Source organism: Neoalteromonas arenosi, from assembly GCF_030362855.1.
GTDB classification, from domain to species: Bacteria; Pseudomonadota; Gammaproteobacteria; order Enterobacterales; family Alteromonadaceae; genus Alteromonas_E; species Alteromonas_E arenosi.
This window is the reverse complement of sequence record NZ_JAUCBP010000012.1, coordinates 86,898-106,331: the sequence shown is the minus strand read 5'-3', so window position 1 is coordinate 106,331 and position 19,434 is coordinate 86,898. Positions and strand designations below refer to the sequence as shown.

16 protein-coding genes are annotated in these 19,434 nt (G+C 46.9%); 8 read left to right on the top strand and 8 right to left on the bottom strand.

What is annotated here, in order from left to right:
* Positions 1 to 96 precede the first annotated feature (96 nt).
* The 4 genes from rpsU to rpoD all read left to right on the top strand — a co-directional run bounded on the left by rpsU (position 97) and on the right by rpoD (position 4,816).
* Positions 97 to 312: a 30S ribosomal protein S21 gene (gene rpsU / locus QTP81_RS14145; RefSeq protein WP_070123829.1), complete on the top strand. Its 216-nt coding sequence runs from the start codon at positions 97 to 99 to the stop codon at positions 310 to 312.
* A gap of 106 nt (positions 313 to 418) precedes the next feature.
* The gene (locus QTP81_RS14140; protein ID WP_289366395.1) at positions 419 to 862 is read left to right on the top strand and encodes a GatB/YqeY domain-containing protein; all 444 of its coding nucleotides are present in this window, start codon (positions 419 to 421) and stop codon (positions 860 to 862) included.
* 105 nt (positions 863 to 967) lie between these two features.
* Positions 968 to 2,755 (top strand): DNA primase, encoded by a 1,788-nt coding sequence (gene dnaG, locus QTP81_RS14135; RefSeq protein WP_289366394.1) that lies wholly within the window; start codon positions 968 to 970, stop codon positions 2,753 to 2,755.
* A 231-nt stretch (positions 2,756 to 2,986) separates the two neighbouring features.
* Positions 2,987 to 4,816, top strand: a complete 1,830-nt coding sequence (gene rpoD, locus QTP81_RS14130; protein ID WP_289366393.1) for an RNA polymerase sigma factor RpoD — start codon at positions 2,987 to 2,989, stop codon at positions 4,814 to 4,816.
* A 50-nt stretch (positions 4,817 to 4,866) separates the two neighbouring features.
* Here rpoD and QTP81_RS14125 read toward each other — a convergent pair whose 3' ends face one another.
* From QTP81_RS14125 to QTP81_RS14105, 5 genes are all read right to left on the bottom strand, one after another.
* Complete coding sequence (locus tag QTP81_RS14125; protein ID WP_289366392.1) at positions 4,867 to 6,678, bottom strand: sensor domain-containing diguanylate cyclase; 1,812 nt, start codon at positions 6,676 to 6,678, stop codon at positions 4,867 to 4,869.
* Positions 6,679 to 6,707: 29 nt separating this feature from the next.
* A complete protein-coding gene (locus tag QTP81_RS14120; RefSeq protein ID WP_289366390.1) occupies positions 6,708 to 7,328 on the bottom strand; it encodes a mechanosensitive ion channel domain-containing protein in 621 nt (206 codons plus the stop codon).
* Positions 7,329 to 7,403: 75 nt separating this feature from the next.
* A complete protein-coding gene (locus tag QTP81_RS14115; protein WP_289366389.1) occupies positions 7,404 to 8,141 on the bottom strand; it encodes an HAD-IB family phosphatase in 738 nt (245 codons plus the stop codon).
* Positions 8,113 to 11,229 carry an efflux RND transporter permease subunit gene (locus QTP81_RS14110; protein ID WP_289366388.1) on the bottom strand — a complete coding sequence of 1,039 codons (3,117 nt, stop codon included), beginning with the start codon at positions 11,227 to 11,229 and terminating at the stop codon, positions 8,113 to 8,115. The genes QTP81_RS14115 and QTP81_RS14110 overlap by 29 nt, the downstream gene beginning before the upstream one ends.
* 3 nt (positions 11,230 to 11,232) lie before the next feature.
* Positions 11,233 to 12,297, bottom strand: coding sequence for an efflux RND transporter periplasmic adaptor subunit (locus QTP81_RS14105; RefSeq protein WP_289366387.1), 1,065 nt, complete (start codon positions 12,295 to 12,297; stop codon positions 11,233 to 11,235).
* A gap of 120 nt (positions 12,298 to 12,417) precedes the next feature.
* Between QTP81_RS14105 and QTP81_RS14100 the strand changes: the two genes are divergently transcribed.
* Both QTP81_RS14100 and QTP81_RS14095 read left to right on the top strand, forming a co-directional pair.
* Entirely contained in the window at positions 12,418 to 12,942 is a 525-nt protein-coding gene (locus QTP81_RS14100) for an NUDIX hydrolase (RefSeq protein WP_289366386.1), read from the top strand.
* 136 nt (positions 12,943 to 13,078) lie between these two features.
* Entirely contained in the window at positions 13,079 to 14,839 is a 1,761-nt protein-coding gene (locus QTP81_RS14095) for an acyl-CoA dehydrogenase family protein (protein WP_289366385.1), read from the top strand.
* Positions 14,840 to 14,920: 81 nt separating this feature from the next.
* Here the strand turns inward: QTP81_RS14095 and QTP81_RS14090 are convergent, their stop codons facing one another.
* The 3 genes from QTP81_RS14090 to QTP81_RS14080 form a co-directional block, all read right to left on the bottom strand.
* Positions 14,921 to 15,580 (bottom strand): hypothetical protein, encoded by a 660-nt coding sequence (locus QTP81_RS14090; protein ID WP_289366384.1) that lies wholly within the window; start codon positions 15,578 to 15,580, stop codon positions 14,921 to 14,923.
* 24 nt (positions 15,581 to 15,604) lie between these two features.
* Complete coding sequence (locus QTP81_RS14085) at positions 15,605 to 16,141, bottom strand: DUF3016 domain-containing protein (RefSeq protein ID WP_289366382.1); 537 nt, start codon at positions 16,139 to 16,141, stop codon at positions 15,605 to 15,607.
* A 205-nt stretch (positions 16,142 to 16,346) separates the two neighbouring features.
* On the bottom strand, positions 16,347 to 16,709 hold the full coding sequence (locus QTP81_RS14080; RefSeq protein WP_289366380.1) for a hypothetical protein: 363 nt from the start codon (positions 16,707 to 16,709) through the stop codon (positions 16,347 to 16,349).
* Between the two features lie 262 nt (positions 16,710 to 16,971).
* On the opposite strand from QTP81_RS14080, the gene ccoG reads away from it, so the two are divergent.
* Together ccoG and QTP81_RS14070 are read left to right on the top strand one after the other, a co-directional pair.
* The gene (gene ccoG, locus QTP81_RS14075; protein ID WP_289366379.1) at positions 16,972 to 18,405 is read left to right on the top strand and encodes a cytochrome c oxidase accessory protein CcoG; all 1,434 of its coding nucleotides are present in this window, start codon (positions 16,972 to 16,974) and stop codon (positions 18,403 to 18,405) included.
* 2 nt (positions 18,406 to 18,407) lie between these two features.
* On the top strand, positions 18,408 to 19,409 hold the full coding sequence (locus QTP81_RS14070; protein ID WP_289366378.1) for a serine/threonine protein kinase: 1,002 nt from the start codon (positions 18,408 to 18,410) through the stop codon (positions 19,407 to 19,409).
* Positions 19,410 to 19,434: the final 25 nt, after the last annotated feature.

The window sequence follows — 19,434 nt, the reverse complement described above, 5'->3', positions numbered from 1 at the left end:
TATGATTAGAATTCCGCACCATTTTTAACCCGGGTCAAGAGTTTTCCTCAGTGAAATACCCGGTTTTACCGTTTAATTTTTGAGGTGAATTTTTAGATGCCTATCGTTAAAGTAAGAGAAAACGAGCCGTTTGACGTTGCTCTTCGTCGTTTCAAACGTTCTTGTGAAAAAGCCGGTGTACTTTCAGAAGTACGTCGTCGTGAGTTTTTTGAAAAGCCAACTTGGGAGCGCAAGCGTAAGAAAGCTGCTGCTAAGAAGCGTCACATGAAAAAACTTGCTCGTGAAAACGCGCGTCGCGTAAAACTCTACTAAGATAGAATGTTTTCGATAGAAACGCGCCGTAAAGGCGCGTTTTTGTTTGTACGCCATAAACCCAGTTGTTAAGCAAAGTCCTATAACTGAGAAAAAGGAATAGCCTATGTCACTTACTGATACGTTAAAAGAAGCCCAAAAAGATGCGATGCGCGCAAAAGATAAATTGCGTCTTGGTACTATCCGTATGGCTCTTGCCGCCATAAAGCAGCGTGAAATTGATGAGCGAGTGACATTAGACGACACTCAGGTGTTAGTCGTGCTAACAAAAATGGTTAAACAACGCAAAGATGCCGCACAGCAATTTGACGATGCTAATCGCGTCGATTTGGCCGATAACGAGCGCGCAGAGATCGAAATTCTAGAAACGTTCTTACCACAGCCGTTGACGGCTGAGGAATTGTCGGCGCTCATCGATGAAGCGATGGCTGCCACCGGCGCTGCAACTATGCAAGACATGGGTAAAGTGATGGGTTTCTTAAAGCCCAAAGTCCAAGGTCGCACAGACATGGGCGCACTAAGTGGCCAAATTAAAGCAAAATTAGGCTAATTAAGCAGCGTACAAAATAACTGCCAAGCACGTGTTTGTCGCTTGGCAGTATAATCTTCCCTTGCTACAGTGACGCTCTTGTTGCTGAGGATATTCAAAAAAGTAATGGCAGGCTTGATACCTAAAGATTTTATCGAGGATATGATCGCTCGGACCGACATCGTCGATATTATCGATTCGCGCGTTAAACTTAAAAAAGCGGGTAAAAATTACCAAGCGTGCTGCCCATTCCACAATGAAAAATCGCCGTCATTTACGGTCAGTCAAGATAAGCAATTTTACCACTGTTTTGGATGCGGAGCGCACGGAAACTCTGTTTCCTTCCTCATGGAATATGACCGGTTGGAGTTTCCTGAAGCGATTGAAGAGTTAGCCCGCTTTCACGGTGTCGAAGTGCCGCGAGAGCAAAGTTCTCACCCCCGTAAACCCGGCGTTGGCCGCGAGCAACTCGACAGCGATTATGCACTGATGGAAAAAGCCACCCGCTTTTTTCAAGCGCAGCTTCGCCAACACGCACAGTCAGCCAAGGTCATCGACTATTTAAAACAACGCGGCTTAAGTGGCACAACCGTAAAGCACTGGGAAATCGGTTTTGCCCCACCGGAATGGGACGGTGTTTTGCGCCAGTTTGGCAATGGCCAAGAACAGCGTCAGCAGCAACTCTTAGACTTAAAACTCATTTCCGCCAACGACAACGGCAAGCGTTTTGACTTTTTTCGCGATCGCTTGATGTTCCCTATTCGCGATAAACGCGGAAGAGTCGTCGGTTTTGGCGGTCGCGTATTTACCCAAGACGGTCCCAAATACCTCAACTCTCCCGAGACGCGGATATTCCATAAAGGCAGTGAATTATACGGCTTTTATCAAGCCCGACAGGCTCATCGCCACCTTGAACGGGTAATTGTGGTAGAGGGTTACATGGATGTTGTGGCCCTCGCTGAGCACGGTATTGATTATGCGGTGGCAGCGTTGGGCACGGCCACAACACCCGAGCATATTCAAATGCTAGTGCGCGCTACCAATGACATCATTTGCTGTTACGATGGCGACCGTGCGGGTCGCGAAGCTGCGTGGCGAGCAATGGAAAATGCGCTACCGTTTTTGAAAGACGGTGTCACCATGCGTTTCTTATTCCTGCCAGACGGTGAAGATCCCGATACCATGGTACAAAAAGTGGGTAAGGCAGCATTCGAAGCAGAACTCGACAAAGCCCAACCACTGTCTAAGTTTTTGTTCGACCGCTTGTTGCAACAACACTCGGTTGGCTCAACTGAAGGTAAGGCTGCGTTAAAAGCCGCTGCGCAACCTTTGATCGATTCTATCTTGGGAGACAACCAGCGTGATATGCTAAATACGGAACTCAGTCGCCTTTGTGGCGAACAAGACCGTTATCAGCGAGAGCGCGACATTCAACGCGCCAATCAACGAGCCCCACAGAAACAGGCGAACAGTTACAACGCACCGAAAGCGAGTATTTCACCCGTGCGAACGATGTTGCGATTACTCCTAGACGACCCAAGTCTCGCCGCGCGTTTGCCTCATATTGATTTCAGTGTTTTAGTCGAAAGCGCGATTCCAGGGTTGGGTTTGCTGATAAGCATCCATCAGTACTGTCTGCAAAACCCCAATGCCCATACTGGCAGCGTGTTAGAGCACTATCGAAATAAGCCCGAGGCCACGCACCTATCAAAACTCCTGCAACAAGAATTTTTGATTGATGCCGCCGCTGCTGAGTCTGTGTTTAAGGATAGTTTTAAGAAGTTGTTGAATTGGCACTTTGAACAGCGCATGGAAATTTTAATGACTAAATCGCGCGTACATGGATTATCAACGGCAGAGAAACAAGAATTAAACTTGTTGATGCAGGCTAAAAAACCCGCAACAGCCCCTTGAACCTGACTAAATTGCAACCACATTATTCTAGTAAAATGGCAGTTTAATCTGCTATACTGGCTAATTCGCCGAAAACTCAATGAAGTAGTCTATACTGCTATACATTGAAACCAGTTGTATAGCTGATTTAAAGCTGTTCCAAACTGGAAAACCGCACAATAGAGAGCGTTTAAATTGTGCAGGTTTACTGACATTTAATCGCGCTATTCATACGAGAGAAGTGTAAATTTTATGCCGCAAAACAAGCAGTCTCAGATCAAGCTTTTGATTGCAAAAGGAAAAGAGCAGGGTTACTTAACCTTTGCTGAGGTTAATGACCACCTTCCCCAAGACATCGTTGATTCGGATCAGATCGAAGATATCATTCGCATGATCAACGACATGGGAATCCAAGTTTCAGAAGCAGCACCTGACTCTGATGAATTACTCATGCAAGACAATACTGCGGATGAAGAAGTCGCAGAAGCTGCAGCTCAAGCACTGGCTACCGTAGAGAGTGAAATCGGTCGTACTACTGACCCGGTTCGCATGTACATGCGCGAGATGGGTACCGTTGAGTTGTTAACTCGCGAAGGTGAGATCGAAATCGCCAAACGCATCGAAGACGGCATCAATCAAGTTCAGTGCTCTGTTGCTGAGTATCCAGAAGCCATCACCTATTTACTTGATCAGTGGGACTTATACGAGGCTGAAGAGATTCGTCTTAGCGATATTATTATTGGTTTCGTTGACCCGAACGAAGAAGATGTCGCTCCCACAGCGACTCACGTAGGCTCTGAATTGTCACAAGAAGATCTCGACGACGAAGACGACGATGATGACGACGAAGATGATGAAGAAGATGACAACAGCGTAGATCCTGAAGTTGCTCGCGAAAAATTTGCTGAACTTCGCGCTCAATACACTAAAGCGCGCGAAGTGATTGAGAAAAAAGGCCGCGCTCACAAAGATGCACGCAAACAAATCAATGCGTTGAGCGATGTTTTCAAAGAGTTCCGCCTTGTCCCCAAACAGTTCGACCGCATGGTTAAGAACATGCGCGATATGATGGACCGCGTGCGGATCCAAGAGCGCTTAGTCATGAAGTACTGTGTCGTGAACGCAAAAATGCCAAAGAAAGACTTTATCAAGGCATTCGCGGGTAACGAGACAACGACAGATTGGTTAGACACAGCCATTGCAACAGGCAAAGACTTTGTCGCATCACTGCAAGAGCAACGCGAAGAGATTGAGCGTAGCGTCAGCAAGATGAATCAGGTTGAGCTTGAAACCGGCCTAGTCATTGCTGATATCAAAGACATCAATCGACGCATGTCGATTGGTGAAGCTAAAGCGCGCCGCGCGAAAAAGGAAATGGTTGAAGCCAACCTGCGTTTGGTTATTTCAATAGCGAAAAAATACACCAACCGTGGCTTACAATTCCTCGACCTTATCCAAGAAGGTAATATCGGATTGATGAAGGCGGTCGATAAGTTCGAGTACCGTCGTGGTTACAAGTTTTCAACCTATGCAACGTGGTGGATTCGTCAGGCGATCACCCGTTCGATTGCAGACCAGGCACGAACTATTCGTATCCCAGTCCACATGATTGAGACAATCAATAAGTTGAATCGGATTTCACGTCAGATGTTGCAAGAAATGGGGCGTGAGCCAACGCCAGAAGAATTGTCAGAACGCATGTTAATGCCTGAGGATAAGATCCGCAAAGTATTGAAAATTGCTAAAGAGCCAATTTCGATGGAAACCCCTATCGGTGATGATGAAGATTCACACTTAGGCGATTTCATTGAGGATAATACCATTATCCAACCACTCGACTCAGCCACTGGAGGTAGCTTAAAAGACGCTACGCAGGAAGTGTTGGCAGGTCTTACTGCGCGTGAAGCGAAGGTATTGCGTATGCGCTTCGGTATTGATATGAATACTGACCATACACTAGAAGAAGTCGGTAAGCAGTTTGACGTTACTCGTGAGCGTATTCGTCAGATTGAAGCGAAGGCATTGCGCAAGTTACGTCACCCAAGTCGCTCTGAGCAGCTTCGCAGCTTCTTAGACGAATAACGTAAATCGTTAACTTGAACAACTAAAAAGCCCGCTTTCCGCGGGCTTTTTTATATTAACTCAACGCGATTGCGACCTTGCGATTTGGCCTTGTAGAGTGCTTTGTCGACCCGCGTATACAGGTCTTCAACGGAATCATTTTTTTGAAATGCTGCCAAGCCGATACTGACGGTTAGCGCAAAAGACGATTTACTCGTTGTGACTATCATTTTGCTCACCGCCTGGCGCAACCGATTAGCCAACTCATGGGCTTCATCTAATGGTTGGTTAATGATCAGACCAAACTCCTCCCCACCAATTCGACCAAACACATCAGACTCACGCAAATTCGCTTTGATTATACGTGCAAATTCCACCAAAGCGGCATCACCACTTTGATGACCATAACGATCGTTTATTTGCTTGAAATCATCGAGGTCAAACAACAAGAAACTTACGGGGAACTGACGCTCGCGGCTGGCTTGCAATTGTGCTTCTAATTGGTTGAAAAAGTAGCGTCGATTGGCAATCCCTGTTAAGTGATCAGTTTGTGCTTCACGCTCGGCGATTTGTTTTTGTAAGTTCAGCTCGCGCGTGCGATCTTCGACGGTTTGCTCAAGAATCAATTGCGTTTGTTCTAAGTGATTCTTATATGCCAGTTCCGCTTCGCGTTTTTGGTCTCGTAGGCGCACCATTTGTACACCTAGTGCGGCCATAATCGCTATCATTTCTACAAACGAAGCTACAGGTGGCCAATAGTAGTTAACAAAATTGTGCTCAACAAACCCTAAGTCCCGACAAGCTTGAATAAACAAGCCAACGACGAGTAATGTCCAAGCGAGAGTGAAGATCCCCGCCTCCGCAGAACCTTGTCGCCAACGAATCCAGCTGACTACTGTAATAAACGGGTATAACAACAATGCTAAGGTAATTGAGACGATAGCTACCAGCTTGAGGTGCAGTAGAGCACTGACCAACAACACCAATGCGTTAGCAATAGTGAGTAATAACACTTTGTCGAGCTTGGGCGTGAATACCTTGGTCTGAAGGAACATGCGCGCAAAAATGAAGCCACAAAGCACGCTTATCGCTCCACTTAGTGACATGTAGCGCCACTCGAAATTCTCCATTAACCAATACTGATGGGTAAAGCCAAGTATCGTCGCCCATACTACGATTTTACTCACTGCGTAGATGGCGTACATGTAATAGCTGCCTTTCTTAGTTGCCACACCTGCAACCAGAGCGAACAAAGACATTAAAACGAAGCCGCCAAATAGAAAGCCAACCAAAGCAGTCTCAACTGTGATCGCGCGGTCCAGTGCTGCGGGGGTCCAAATTCTAAAACTTGGAAACACATAACCGACTTCGTGAGAGTTCATTCGCCACAGGAACTGCATTGTCTGCCCTGACGGAATCGTCACTGGCACAACCAGACGAGGGTGGTCGACAGGTCTCGTCGAGAATGATTGCTCCATTGATAAGCTGACTAGCTGCACCAAGTCACGCTCATTAGTGACTTGATAGGCATCCAGTTGAATAAGCTGATGATCGACGTATTCAAGATGATAGACAAGATCTTGAGCCGTGGTATTCCTCAGGCTAAAAGTTGTCCAGAAAGCACCTGGCTTTAAACCTGTACTTCCTTGGGATTGCAAACTACTAAACTGCCCTTGATAAAAAGCGTCAAGCGCCTGTTGAGCAGTAGCTTGAGCAGAAGCATCGTGCCAGATAAAAGCGTGCCCAGTGCGTTGCTCTCCCTGTTCGCGATCAGTTAACAATATTGGCGTTGGTGCATTGTATTGCGCCACAGCAGTGGCGCTTAGACTTAAATTCAATACAATGCATAGGGTTAGCAGTATTGCAGTGCACGTCCTGTACATGCTTACTCCATAGATACAGCTCTGGAGAGTCATGATGCTGGTCTTGAGTCCTCTACACTATTAGCAACCGGTGCCACAGGCGCAGCGCTGGCCGTTTTACCAATAGAATTGTCGCGATCTCGCGGGTTTACGATGGTTGGACGAGTCAATAATAAATTGTTGGGATAAACAATCTCTTCTCTCGACTCCGTAATAAGTTTAGCACTGAAAAGGTTAACGTCTGCAATATAGCCTTGGATATAGTTGTCACCGTCAATAATCCGAATAAAGTTACCGCGACGAAATGACGGTTGAAACAGCAAGACAAAATACGAGGTTACATTACTCAACAATGACCAGCTCGCGAACAATGCTACGCCGGTTAAGGTTAATAGCGATGTCGATATCAGTAAAAGGCCGCTAAAATCTATTCCCCAAACGATCAAAACCGTGGCGAGTGTAAGTATGCCTATAATCAGCCGCGTCATGTAAGAGGCTTTGGCTGCCGCCTCACTCTTGAGCTTTGAATGGATGACCTTGCGCTCCACATGGGGCAACGCCAAGCGAGTTAATATGACATAGCCGAGTAGCAATACCCCAGACCAAATCAAATTAAACTGATACAAGGTGACCCAGTCGACTAGCTTGTCAAACAAGTGCGAATCTGTCATGCAGTGATAAACTCCAAAACTGCGAGCGATTAGTCCTACTATTTAAGCAAACTTCTTGGGTTGTGTCTGTATTACTTAGTGATTCGATTTACAGGTATCGCGCTTTGGCCAATTTAAAATCCTAGCAGACTCTCCGAAGGCGGCTTGAAAAGCCGGCAAACATGAGGCTTTAGGGTTGATGATAAATGCCTCGTCACACTCGGCCAATAAGGGAATATCAGCAGAGCTGTCGGAGTAGCCGTAGCGATATTGCTGAGGTGCCAATAATCCATGGGCTTGGAGAAGTTTTACTTTGTTGTCGTGATAACAAAACACCTGGCTAACGCGACCGCCAAACTGGGCGCGATCGCTTGAACCAAGTAAATGGTGGTATTCGATCGCCAAATGACGACACAAATCGCGTGCTAACCAGCGCAGCGCCCCCGTCACAATTACTACCTTATGCCCTTGCTGCAGATGCCAATTTAGGCGTTCAACAGCTTGTGGATAGGCATGCACTTTTTTTCGTATTGTCAGATGCGTAATCGCCTCGCGCCGCAACCGCAATTGTGCCGCACGTGACAAGCCCACAGTCGCTGCCCACAAGTAAATTGAATTGCGCAGCGCGAGATTGACATTTAAGACACTGAATAACTTGATCAATGGCAGTAAGCCAAACACTAACAGTTTGCGCCGCCGTGAACGGGTTAACATATACTTCAACCAATGGGCAGTGCAATCCGCTGAAATTAAGGTGTAATCGAGATCAAACAGCGCAATCACTGATTGCGCTGTTGAGTCTGACTTAGGAATGTTCGCTTTGACCTTTTTCATAGGGGATTTCGGATTGCAGCCGTTCTACTTTTTGCGCTCTTACCAAAGGTGAGCCGGTTTTTCTTGCAAACCATGCATAGGCCGTCGGCACAACATAGAGTGTCATAAACGTTGCCACTAATACGCCAGAGAAGATTACCATACCGATAACCATACGACTTTCCGCGCCAGGGCCTGAAGCCAAGACCAGTGGCAAGGCACTAAACACCGTAGTAAAGCCCGTCATCACGATTGGCCGCAAACGCAGACTGGCTGCTTTTCGCAGTGCCATTTCGAACTCTTCACCGGCATCGCGCAGTTGATTGGCAAACTCAACAATGAGAATACCATTTTTAGCCGCCAGACCTATCAGCATAACCAGTCCAATCTGACTGTAAATGTTGATACTCAGCTCCGATAAGTACAAACCTATGAAAGCACCTAATAAGGCTAGCGGCACGGTTAGCATTATCACCCAAGGGTGGACCCAGCTTTCGAATTGCGCTGCTAATACCAAATAAGTAATCGCCAACGCTAAGGCAAAAATGAACAAGAAAGAATTGCCGGACTCTTGATACAACTGAGACTCCCCCTTGTAATCAATCGATACCGAATCGGGTAATTCAGTCGCAACGATGTTTTCTAGGTAAGTCAATGCTTCACCGACTGTGTAACCATCGGCTAAATTTGCGCTTATGGTAATAGAACGCATGCGATTATAGCGATTGAGTTGTGCAGATGTGGCGCGCTCTTCGAAGTTCAACAAATTATCCATAGGGATCAGCTCACCTGTGCGCTGCGACCGTACATATAAATTGTCGATACTGCGCGGACTGCGAAAATCATCATCGGCCCCTTCTAGGATCACGTCATATTCTTCGCCGCGGTCAAGAAAGGTGGATACACGGCGCTGACCTAGCATGGTTTCCAATGTGCGACCAATATCAGAAATAGATACGCCAAGGTCAGCAGCGCGATCACGGTCGATATTCACCAATAATTGCGGCGATGTTTCTTTATAGTCAGAGTCCAGGCGCAATAAATTTTCATTTTCAGCCGCTCTGGCCATTACTGTATCGCGCCATTCCACCAGCTCTTCATAGGTATTACCCTGTAGAACAAATTGAACAGGACGTCCAAATCCTCGCCCGGCAATGGAACTGCGCATAATCGCGAATGCGCGGACATCCGGAATTTGGCTCAAACGGCCACTAATTTCATTCATTAATGCAAACGTATCGCGTTGCCGGTTGTCCCAATCAGCAGCACCGACAATCGCAATACCGGCACCTCCGCCAAAGCCTGGCGTTCTGACTAACACCCGATTAGCTTCACCAGATTCGCGATATTCCAATAAGATCTCTTCGATCTTGGCCAAGTTGGCTGAGTTGCTCTCATAACTTGCGCCTTCTTGGGCTTGCATGAGAATAAAGAAATTACCGCGGTCTTCACGTGGAACGAACTCGCGCGGCACCAGATTGTAAAGTTGCGCAACCGCGACAACAGCAAATACCAATAACACCACCATAAACACTGGCTGGTGTAGCGTTTTCGCTAAGCTATTAAAGTAACCGGCTTCAAGCTTTTTAAACCCATTATCAACAAAACGTCCAAACCCACTACTGCGCTCGCGTTTTTTTAATAACTTTGACGCCATCATCGGTGACAATGTTAACGCCGTGAAGCTTGAGAACACCACTGCGGCAGCAATAGCGATAGCAAATTCAGTAAATAAGCGCCCGATATTACCCTCTAAAAACACGAGTGGCATAAACACGCTAACAAGCACCAAAGTGGTGGCAATTACCGCAAAACCTACTTCGCGTGCACCGCGATAGGCGGCAAGAATGGGTGGCTCACCCATTTCAATCCGGCGATAAATGTTTTCCAACACCACAATGGCATCGTCAACCACCAAGCCGATAGCTAACACAAGTGCCAGTAGTGTTAACAAGTTAATCGAAAAGCCCATGACATACATAACTGAGAATGCCGATATCAGGGCTACTGGCACGGTTACTGCGGGTATTAGTGTTGCTCTTACATTCCCCAAGAAGATATAAATCACCACGATAACCATTAACATGGCGATACCCAAGGTGTTGTATACTTCATTAATCGACTCTTCAATAAACACCGACGAGTCGTAGCTAGGTACAATAAAAATGTTTTCCGGTAACGTGTCTTCGATGCGCTTTATCGCTTCACGTGCTGAACGCGCCACCTCTAAGGTATTGGCCTTGGACTGCTTGACAATCCCTAAGCCAATCATATTGACGCCGTCGCCGCGGAAATCGGTTTCATCATCCACGGATGTCAATTCGACATGGGCCACTTCACGCAGACGCACTAGGTAACCATCATTACCGACTGCCACGGTTAAATTGGCAAAGTCTTCAGGCGTTAAGAATGTTCTAGCAACTCGAACTTCTAAGTCGCGATCCATTGACTCGACCTGCCCTGCGGGTAACTCAACGTTTTCTGAACGCACGATGCGTTCGACGTCTGCAACCGTTACGCCGCGAGCGGCCATAGCGTTGCGGTCTAGCCACACTTTCATTGCGTAATCGCGACCGCCACCGACCTGCACTCGAGCTACGCCTTCCGCGATCGACAGCCTGTCGACCACAAAACGGCGCGCGTAATCGGTCAGCTCCATGGTGTTTAAATTGGTGCTGCGCAGGTTGTACCAAATAATTACGTTCTCATCAGAGTTCGATTTTGATACTTCTGGCGGATCGGCTTGGTCAGGTAGATTATTCAGTGCTCGACTCACGCGTTCGCGCACGTCATTACTCGCCGCATCAATATCGCGACTGAGTTTGAACTCAATATTGATATTTGATCGACCATTGCGACTGGTCGAAGTAATGTTTTTAATCCCCTCAATACCACTGATGCGGTCTTCTAAGATTTGCGTAATACGCGTTTCGACAATATTTGCCGAAGCGCCGGGATAGTTGGTTGAAATTGACACTATTGGCGGGTCAATATCCGGGTATTCGCGCAATGACAGTAACGAGATTGCTACAACGCCGAACACAATGAGTAACAGGTTGACTACCGATGCAAAGACTGGCCGTTTAACCGAAGTATCAGAAATCCACATGGGCTACCCCTGCGTGTCGCTGTTTAACACATTAACTGTGGCACCGTCTCGCAAGCGCAGTGTGCCTTCAGTCACAATCACTTGGCCAGGCTGCAAGCCAGATATAATTTGAGCCACACCGGGTCGACGCTCACCGACAATCACTTCGGTCGAGATTACTTTGTTATCTTCTACTACGAATACGAACTGCTTATCTTGGATCGGGATCAGCGCTTTCTCCGGAATAACTAATGTCTCTAACACTTGGCGCTGTACTGTAATCTGTAACAGCATACCCGGACGCAATTTGGTTGCTTGATTGTCAATGATCGCTCGCACCTGAATAGAGCGTGTGACGGGATCAAGCCGTGCATCAATACTCGAAATTGCACCGGAAAATGTTTCACCTGGGTAGGCGACAGACGTGGCATAAACCTTCTGTCCCACGGCAACTGAAGCCAAGTGTGCTTCCGATATATTGAAGTCAACTTTGATACGGCTAATGTCATCCAGCGTCGTAATGACATCTCCTGGGCGAACTAACGACCCGACGCTGACCTGCCGGATCCCCAACTGTCCTGAAAAAGGTGCTATTACCTGCAACTCACTTAAGTCAGCGTTGGCCACATCTAACTGCGCAACTAATGCATCGACGCGTGCCTGCTGTTCATCCAGCAATTGCTGAGACGCGACATTCTCTCTTGCCAGCCCCTCAATTCGGCGCAGTTGGCGACGCGCTTCAGCCAGGTTGATTTCCAACTCACTAACACGTGCTTTTTCGGCGCGGTTGTTTAACTCAACCAGTAAATCACCACGCGCAACTGAATCACCATCATCAAAACCAACAGCCGTGACTATTTCAGCTTGTTGTGCGGTCAGTTCTACCGATTCGTTCGCTTGCGCCGTACCCAAAGCTTCAATAATGATCGCCAATGGCTGCATCGAAACTTCTTCAACCACGACCGGAGTTGCACCGCCACGACGCTGCTGTTGCTCAGCTTCAGGGGCGGGCCAATTGACGTAAGCGAGTAAACCCGCCAACAAAAGGATGCCGACAAAAAGCGGCGAAAAACTAAAACTGCGTGCCATATTTTTTCCAGTTGATGATTGCTACTGTAAAGAACGTTTATTGTTCTGCACACTTTCAATCACACAAATTTATACATTTATAGTAGGATGGCTATTGTACTTATTACAGGAGATTTCAGTTTGATTTTGTCGGTGAGATTGCGTCATTCAGCGATTATTTGCGTGTTTTTGTTGGTCGCGTGTAGTGAAGCCCCACCGTTACCCCCGCATTGTCGTGTGCAAATTGAAGCCCCTTTACCTAACAATCAACCCAGTGCTTGCATTATCACCGCCGCCAATAAGCTTCTCGTAATCGGTCATCGCTTGTCCGGGCGCCTAGATGTTCCCGGTGGTGGTGGAGTGGCTCACGAATCCGCTGCCTGTACAGCACATCGAGAAACCTTTGAAGAAACCGGTCTGAATACCGAAGTCACTGCATTATTGGGCATTACGGAAAGTGGGCTGTATTTATTTGCCTGCCAACAAACCGGCGGTCTCACCCCAGATAAATATCCGCAGCTACCAGTGCCTGGATGGTCGAGTACAGAGGTAACCCATATTGAGTGGGTCGATCCCTACATTCTCACACACGACGATTGGCGATACCCGGATCAATTGGTCGAAATCAAAGATGCCTACGTAGAAGCCATCAAAGTTCAAGATTAGATTCGACCCGAACTAGTTGTTTCGATTTAAGCTGCGTTTTTTTCACGCTGAATGACGATTTTGACGTACTAATCTGACCAGTTACATCGTATAATAGCCGGATTAAAACAAGCGTTTGAATTTTGTGAGGTAAGCTATGCCAGCATATAAGGCACCCATGGCCGATTTTCAGTTTCTGCTTAAAGATTGGCTAAAAATCGACGAACACTATCAGGCTATCGGCGCAAGTGATTATGACTCAGAGCTAGTGCTCGAAATTTTAAATCAAGGCGCTAAATTCGCCGAAGATATCGTTGCACCACTGAATCGCGAGGGTGATGAAGAAGGCTGTACGCTCGAAAACGGCAGCGTAAAAACCCCCGAAGGTTTCGCCAAAGCCTATCAAGACTACGTCGAAAATGGCTGGAATGCGATGTTGGGTAATCCAGATTTTGGCGGCCAAGACCTACCTTACTCAGCCGCTGTACCGGTACATGAAATGCTTAACTCGGCCAACTTGAGTTGGCGTTTAACCACCATGCTGACAGAAAGTGCGGTACTGGCAGTGAATAAACATGCCACGCAAGAACTCAAAGAACAGTATCTTCCACAGCTAATTTCGGGTGAATGGACTGGCACCATGAACCTCACTGAACCCCATGCAGGTACTGACCTCGCATTGCTCAGTACTAAAGCTGAGCCGCAAGCAGACGGCAGTTACTCAATTACCGGCAATAAGATCTTCATTACCGGCGGTGACCAAGACTGGAGTAGTAACATTATCCATCTAGTGTTAGCGCGTTTACCGGATGCGCCTAAAGGGGTTAAAGGTATCAGCTTGTTCTTAGTACCGAAATTCTTACTAGATGAAAATGGCCAACCAGGCGAAGCTAACGCGGTAAGCGTTGGCAGTATTGAGAAGAAAATGGGTATTAAAGCAAGCCCGACGTGCGTCATGAATTACGATGGCGCCAAAGGCTGGTTGGTCGGTGAACCCAATCAAGGCTTGGCGTGCATGTTTACCATGATGAATGATGCGCGTTTCCAGGTTGGCCTGCAAGGCTTAGGTGTTGCGGAAGCTTCATACCAAGGGGCTTTAATTTATGCGCGAGAGCGCCTACAGTCGCGTGCACCTCAGGGTGTACAACAGCCCGATGACAAAGCCGACGCCATCATTCATCAGCCCGATGTGCGTCGTATGCTATTAACACAAAAAGCCTTTGCGGAAGGCTGTCGCGCTATGTCGCTGTTATATGCCAAATACATGGATATTGAGAAATTTGCTACTGGTGATGAGCATCAGCACGCAGCCAATGTTCTTCAGTATCTCACGCCGATATGTAAAAGCTTTATGACCGACATGGGTTTAGAAGTTGCCAGTAATGGTGTGCAAATATTCGGTGGCCACGGTTATGTGCGCGAATGGGGTATGGAGCAATTGATGCGTGATGTCAAAATTGCACAATTGTATGAAGGTACCAACGGCATTCAAGCAGGTGACCTCATAGGTCGAAAACTGACCCGCAGCGGCGGTGTTATGATGCGTGATACACATAAAGCGTTGACTGCACTTACTGATGTAATGACTGACGATAGCGCACGTATCAGTGCTCAAGACTTGCTGGCTGAATGGCTAGAGTTGTCTGAACAAATCATGACCTTCTCACCAGAAGATGTAGCGGGTGCAGCGACTGACTACTTATTCTATACCTCGTATGTGGTGCTCGGCGTATTGTGGTATAGCATGGCCGATGTCGCAGTAGATACTGACAATGCTGCGCTGGCGGCCGGTAAAGTTAAAACTCGCGACTTCTACATTAAGCGTTTGTTGCCGCGCAAGGATATGCACAAAAGTGCAATCGTTAATGGCGCAGATGATTTACTTGCAGTTGATGACCGAGAGTTCGACTACCTTTAAGTCACAATTTCCAATTATCAACCAAGCCGTCCTTGTGGGCGGCTTTTTTATAACTGGGTTATCGCTAACTGGGTATTACTGTCAAACAGGATGTTTGTTATAGAGCAACGAAACCGCTGCAAACTGACAAACCATTAATACCGCAAACCACCACTCAAAGGCATTATCCCAATTGTCATAAGGTGGCCAGACGAAGCCTAGAAGAGCACTAGTAACGCCGAGCAACAACAATAAACTACAAACGCCATATAGGAACCGATAACCAGCTTTATAAATAGTCGCAGCGTTAAATTGAGGAGCTAACACATTCAGCAATAAAAGATGAGCAAACGCGGTAAAGGCAAAGTAACCAACCACCCCCATGCGCCGAGGCAAAGCGTATAGGTCGCCAACAGCCCCCAGCGTCAAGGTGTACATAATCAAGCTCACACAAGCGATGATACCTAGCCAATAAATCAGCGAGATTTTGCGTCCTGGCAGGCGCAGCTCACTCACTAACCATCGTCGCATTAGAGTCCAATAGGCGAGCATCAGCGCTGCGCTGGGTAGCATTAACAACTTAAAAATATAAAACTGGGGGACTTCTCGGCCGGTAGCACTAATAGAGTGACAGTGAGACCAATAGGGGTTACACCAGTGAAGTGCGCCAGTGGCAGCTGCCACTGGCCAAGTAATATGCACGGTGAGTGTGGGTAGCAACGCACACCACAATGCAATGCTACCTAATGAGGGCTTTAACAAGGGCAACGCGCACACACAGGCGAGTTAGTTTTTAGCAATTTGCTCCGAAAATTCGTCGGCAAACCACTCATTGAGCATACGCTTTTCATAGCGCAACGGCTCTGAATCAAAACCGCGAAGGGAGCGCTGTAAAAAGCCCATGTCTTTTAGTTCCACATCAGCTTCCTTGACCACTTGGCCAGCATCAGTTAACTGATAACTAAATGACATACGCGGAATATCAATATCTTTTATCACCCGCACATCATCTGCGCCATGCCCAAGGCCGACGAAAGAGCTTGGCCAAACTTCACCGGCCAAGTCTAGATTCGTCACAGTAAGATTCCATTGATAGTTTGCCGGCAAGCGTTCACCTAACTTGGCAAAATGCTTCTCTAACTGATTTAACGTTTGCTCTAAAAAGCGCTTGCGCGATTGATTCGCTGGACGTACATCGGAATAGTCCTCTGGAGACTCCCAAACGACTGCTACTTTGTCTGATTGTTGCTCATCCGCTGCGAAAACAACTGGCGAAGCGACTAGGGCAACGGGTAATAGTGTTAAAGCTAGCGATTTTTTCATGACAACCTCTGGTTAGCTACGCCATCAAATATGGCATCGAGAATTTAAGTATAGTTGATTGCAACTGCCTATGGGATAACCCGCAATCACCTTAAAAGGATAGACCTACAGGCCAACAAAAAGTTTACTTTATTCTCTGTTAATCAAAATAAAAGCGGGCCATCCGAAGGACGACCCGCTTATCAACTAAGACCGATTGGTGACTTTACGAGTTGGACGATAATGGTGAGCGATTTATTTCGCGACACACTACCCGCAACGTTGTGCCGTAGATAAACGGATTCATATCTTGGTCAATACAATACTGCTTGTTAAACAACTGAATACTGTTGCGACTTTCGGTAATCTCTTCAAGATAAACCAACTGCGATTCACTCATACCACCCAAAAATGGTCGAATATTATCTTGTAGCTTGGCGATCTCTTGTTGATCTGGGATCTCCGCGATCGTCACCATCCACTCAGATACCGTGTACTGGATATCCCTCAGCCAATACTGCATAAACTCAGTGCGCAAGGTTGCCACCAGCAAGACAATTTCAATAAAAACAACAAAAGCTCTAAACATACCTACACAAAAAAAGTTACTCAGCCACACTTATCACAATAGAAGACTACGACTTAAAAAAAAATACTCACAATCATACTGAGGTATTCGCTTTGATAACGTGCTAGCCCCGACCCACATGGCGTTTCGAAACCTCAGAGCCCCCAATTAAACCAAAAAGTTGATCTAAGTTAAGAATGCCAAGGACAAATTAGTTATAATTGGCAGTACCTTACACGAAATCGCATGGCTGCCTCGCTGTCAAACTATGAAAGAGCCGACGATGAATAATCAAATTCCGGTTAAAGACGTTACGCCGGTTAAAGTTCACAAACCGAAAAAGAGTAATCAAGACCAAAACTATACGCCGCGAAGCCGCATATACGTGCGTGCCGTCGAGGGCACATTCGAAACTATTCGTCGCTTTTTCGGCTTGATATTCTTAGGCATTTTCGCTGTTATCCCATGGATCCCATACAACGGTGCGCAAGCTGTACTGCTCGATATCGGTGAGCAACGCTTTACCATTTTTAGCATGACGTTGTGGCCACAAGATCTGACCTTACTGGCTTGGTTGCTAATCGTCTCAGCATACGCACTATTTTTTGTTACTACCTTTGCCGGTCGCGTGTGGTGTGGATTTATGTGTCCCCAGACCACATGGACTTTTATCTACATCTGGTTTGAAGAGAAAATTGAAGGCGCGCGCAATAAGCGCATGAAGCTCGACCAGCGGCCTATGGATTTTGATAAGTTCTGGCGCAAAACCTTAAAGCATACATCCTGGGTAGTAGTCGCGTTACTAACCGCACTCACTTTCGTCGGCTATTTCACGCCGATCGACCAGCTATTTATCGATTTCTTTACCTTTAATGTCAGTTTTTGGGCCGGTTTCTTTGTCATCTTCTTTACCGTATGTACATACGGTAATGCTGGCTGGATGCGCGAAGTAATGTGCACACACATGTGCCCTTATGCGCGCTTTCAATCTGCTATGTTCGACAAAGACACCTTTACCGTAGCTTACAACCCTAATCGCGGTGAACAGCGCGGTCCGAGACCGCGCAAAGTGCCTCACGAAGAATTAGCGGACAAAGGCTTAGGCGATTGTATTGACTGTAACTTATGCGTACAGGTTTGCCCCACCGGGATTGATATTCGCAACGGCCTACAATACGAATGTATCAACTGCGGTGCCTGTGTTGACGCCTGTAACGGGGTGATGGAAAAAATGAATTACCCCAAAGGCTTAATAAGCTTCACCTCAGAACACGAACTTAAAGGCGGCAAAACCGATATTGTGCGGCCTAAATTGATCGGTTACGCCATAGTGCTATTGGTGATGACAGCCCTGCTCGCCTTTGAAATCATGACGCGTTCTTCACTGGAAGTCGATATTATTCGCGACCGCAACTCACTGTATCGCGTCACTAACCAAGGCCTAGTTGAAAACGTCTATACCCTAAAAATTCTGAATAAATCACAAGAGGCGCGGACTTACACCATTAGTGTAACTGGGTTGGATAGTTATGAATTCTTTGGTGACCAAGTAGTACAAGTCGCCGGCGGTGAAGTATTTAGTCTACCTGTTTCTGTAGCCACTGATACTGTCAATCTCGATGGTCGTGTAACCGACATCTATTTCCGAGTGCAAACTCAAGACTTAGACGGTAACCTAATCGAAGTCGACGAGCCAACCAGGTTTTTATACAAATAATTGTGAATGAGACTTCAACTTTAGTAAGCACCGTTAGCAGTGAGTTTCAGTTTGCCGACCTAACCCCGGATTTGATCCTCAATGCTCTGGAGAGCATTGAGGTATACGCTGAATCTGGGCTACTCGCGCTAAACAGTTACGAAAACCGCGTCTATCAGTTTATTGATGACAACAAGCAACGTTGGGTGGTTAAGTTCTACCGCCCGCAGCGCTGGACTGATGCGCAAATCCAAGAAGAGCACGATTTCGCTGCTGAATTACAAGGGGGCGAGATCCCGGTTGTGGCGCCAAGCAGTATCGCAGGAAGCACTCAACATCACTTTTCCGGCTATCGATTTGCATTGTTTCCGTCTGTTGGCGGTCGCCAATTTGAAGTGGATAATCTCGATCAGCTGGAACAAGTTGGCCGCTATCTAGGCCGTATTCATCGTCTTGGCAGTGCCACCGATTTCAAATCGCGCCCGGCGTTCTCTACCGAGGCATATTTGCATCAACCACTGCAAACTCTGCAGAATAGTAATCTGGTACCAAGCTCGCTAGAGACCCCCTTTTATACCGTGCTGGAACACGTCATCAGCGCAACAGACAAAGCTTTTCACCCAACCCCCTATATTCGCCTACACGGTGACTGTCATCCCAGTAATATTTTGTGGCGAGATGGTCCGAGTATTTTAGATTTGGATGATTGCCGTATGGGTCCAGCGATTCAAGATCTGTGGATGATGTTGTCAGGAGACCGTCAGCAACAGATGATCCAACTGGATACTCTAGTTGAAGCTTATGAGGAGTTTCACAGTTTTGACAGCTCGCAATTAGATCTGATTGAACCACTGCGCGCCATGCGAATAGTGCATTATATGGCATGGCTGGCCAATCGCTGGGGCGATGCTGCGTTTCCTCGTGCATTCCCATGGTTTGCTACTGACAAATACTGGGAACAACAAATCTTAAGTCTCAAAGAGCAGCTCGCCGCCTTAGACGAAGCACCGTTAAAATTATTCTAAGCCATAACAAAACTATCAAACACAA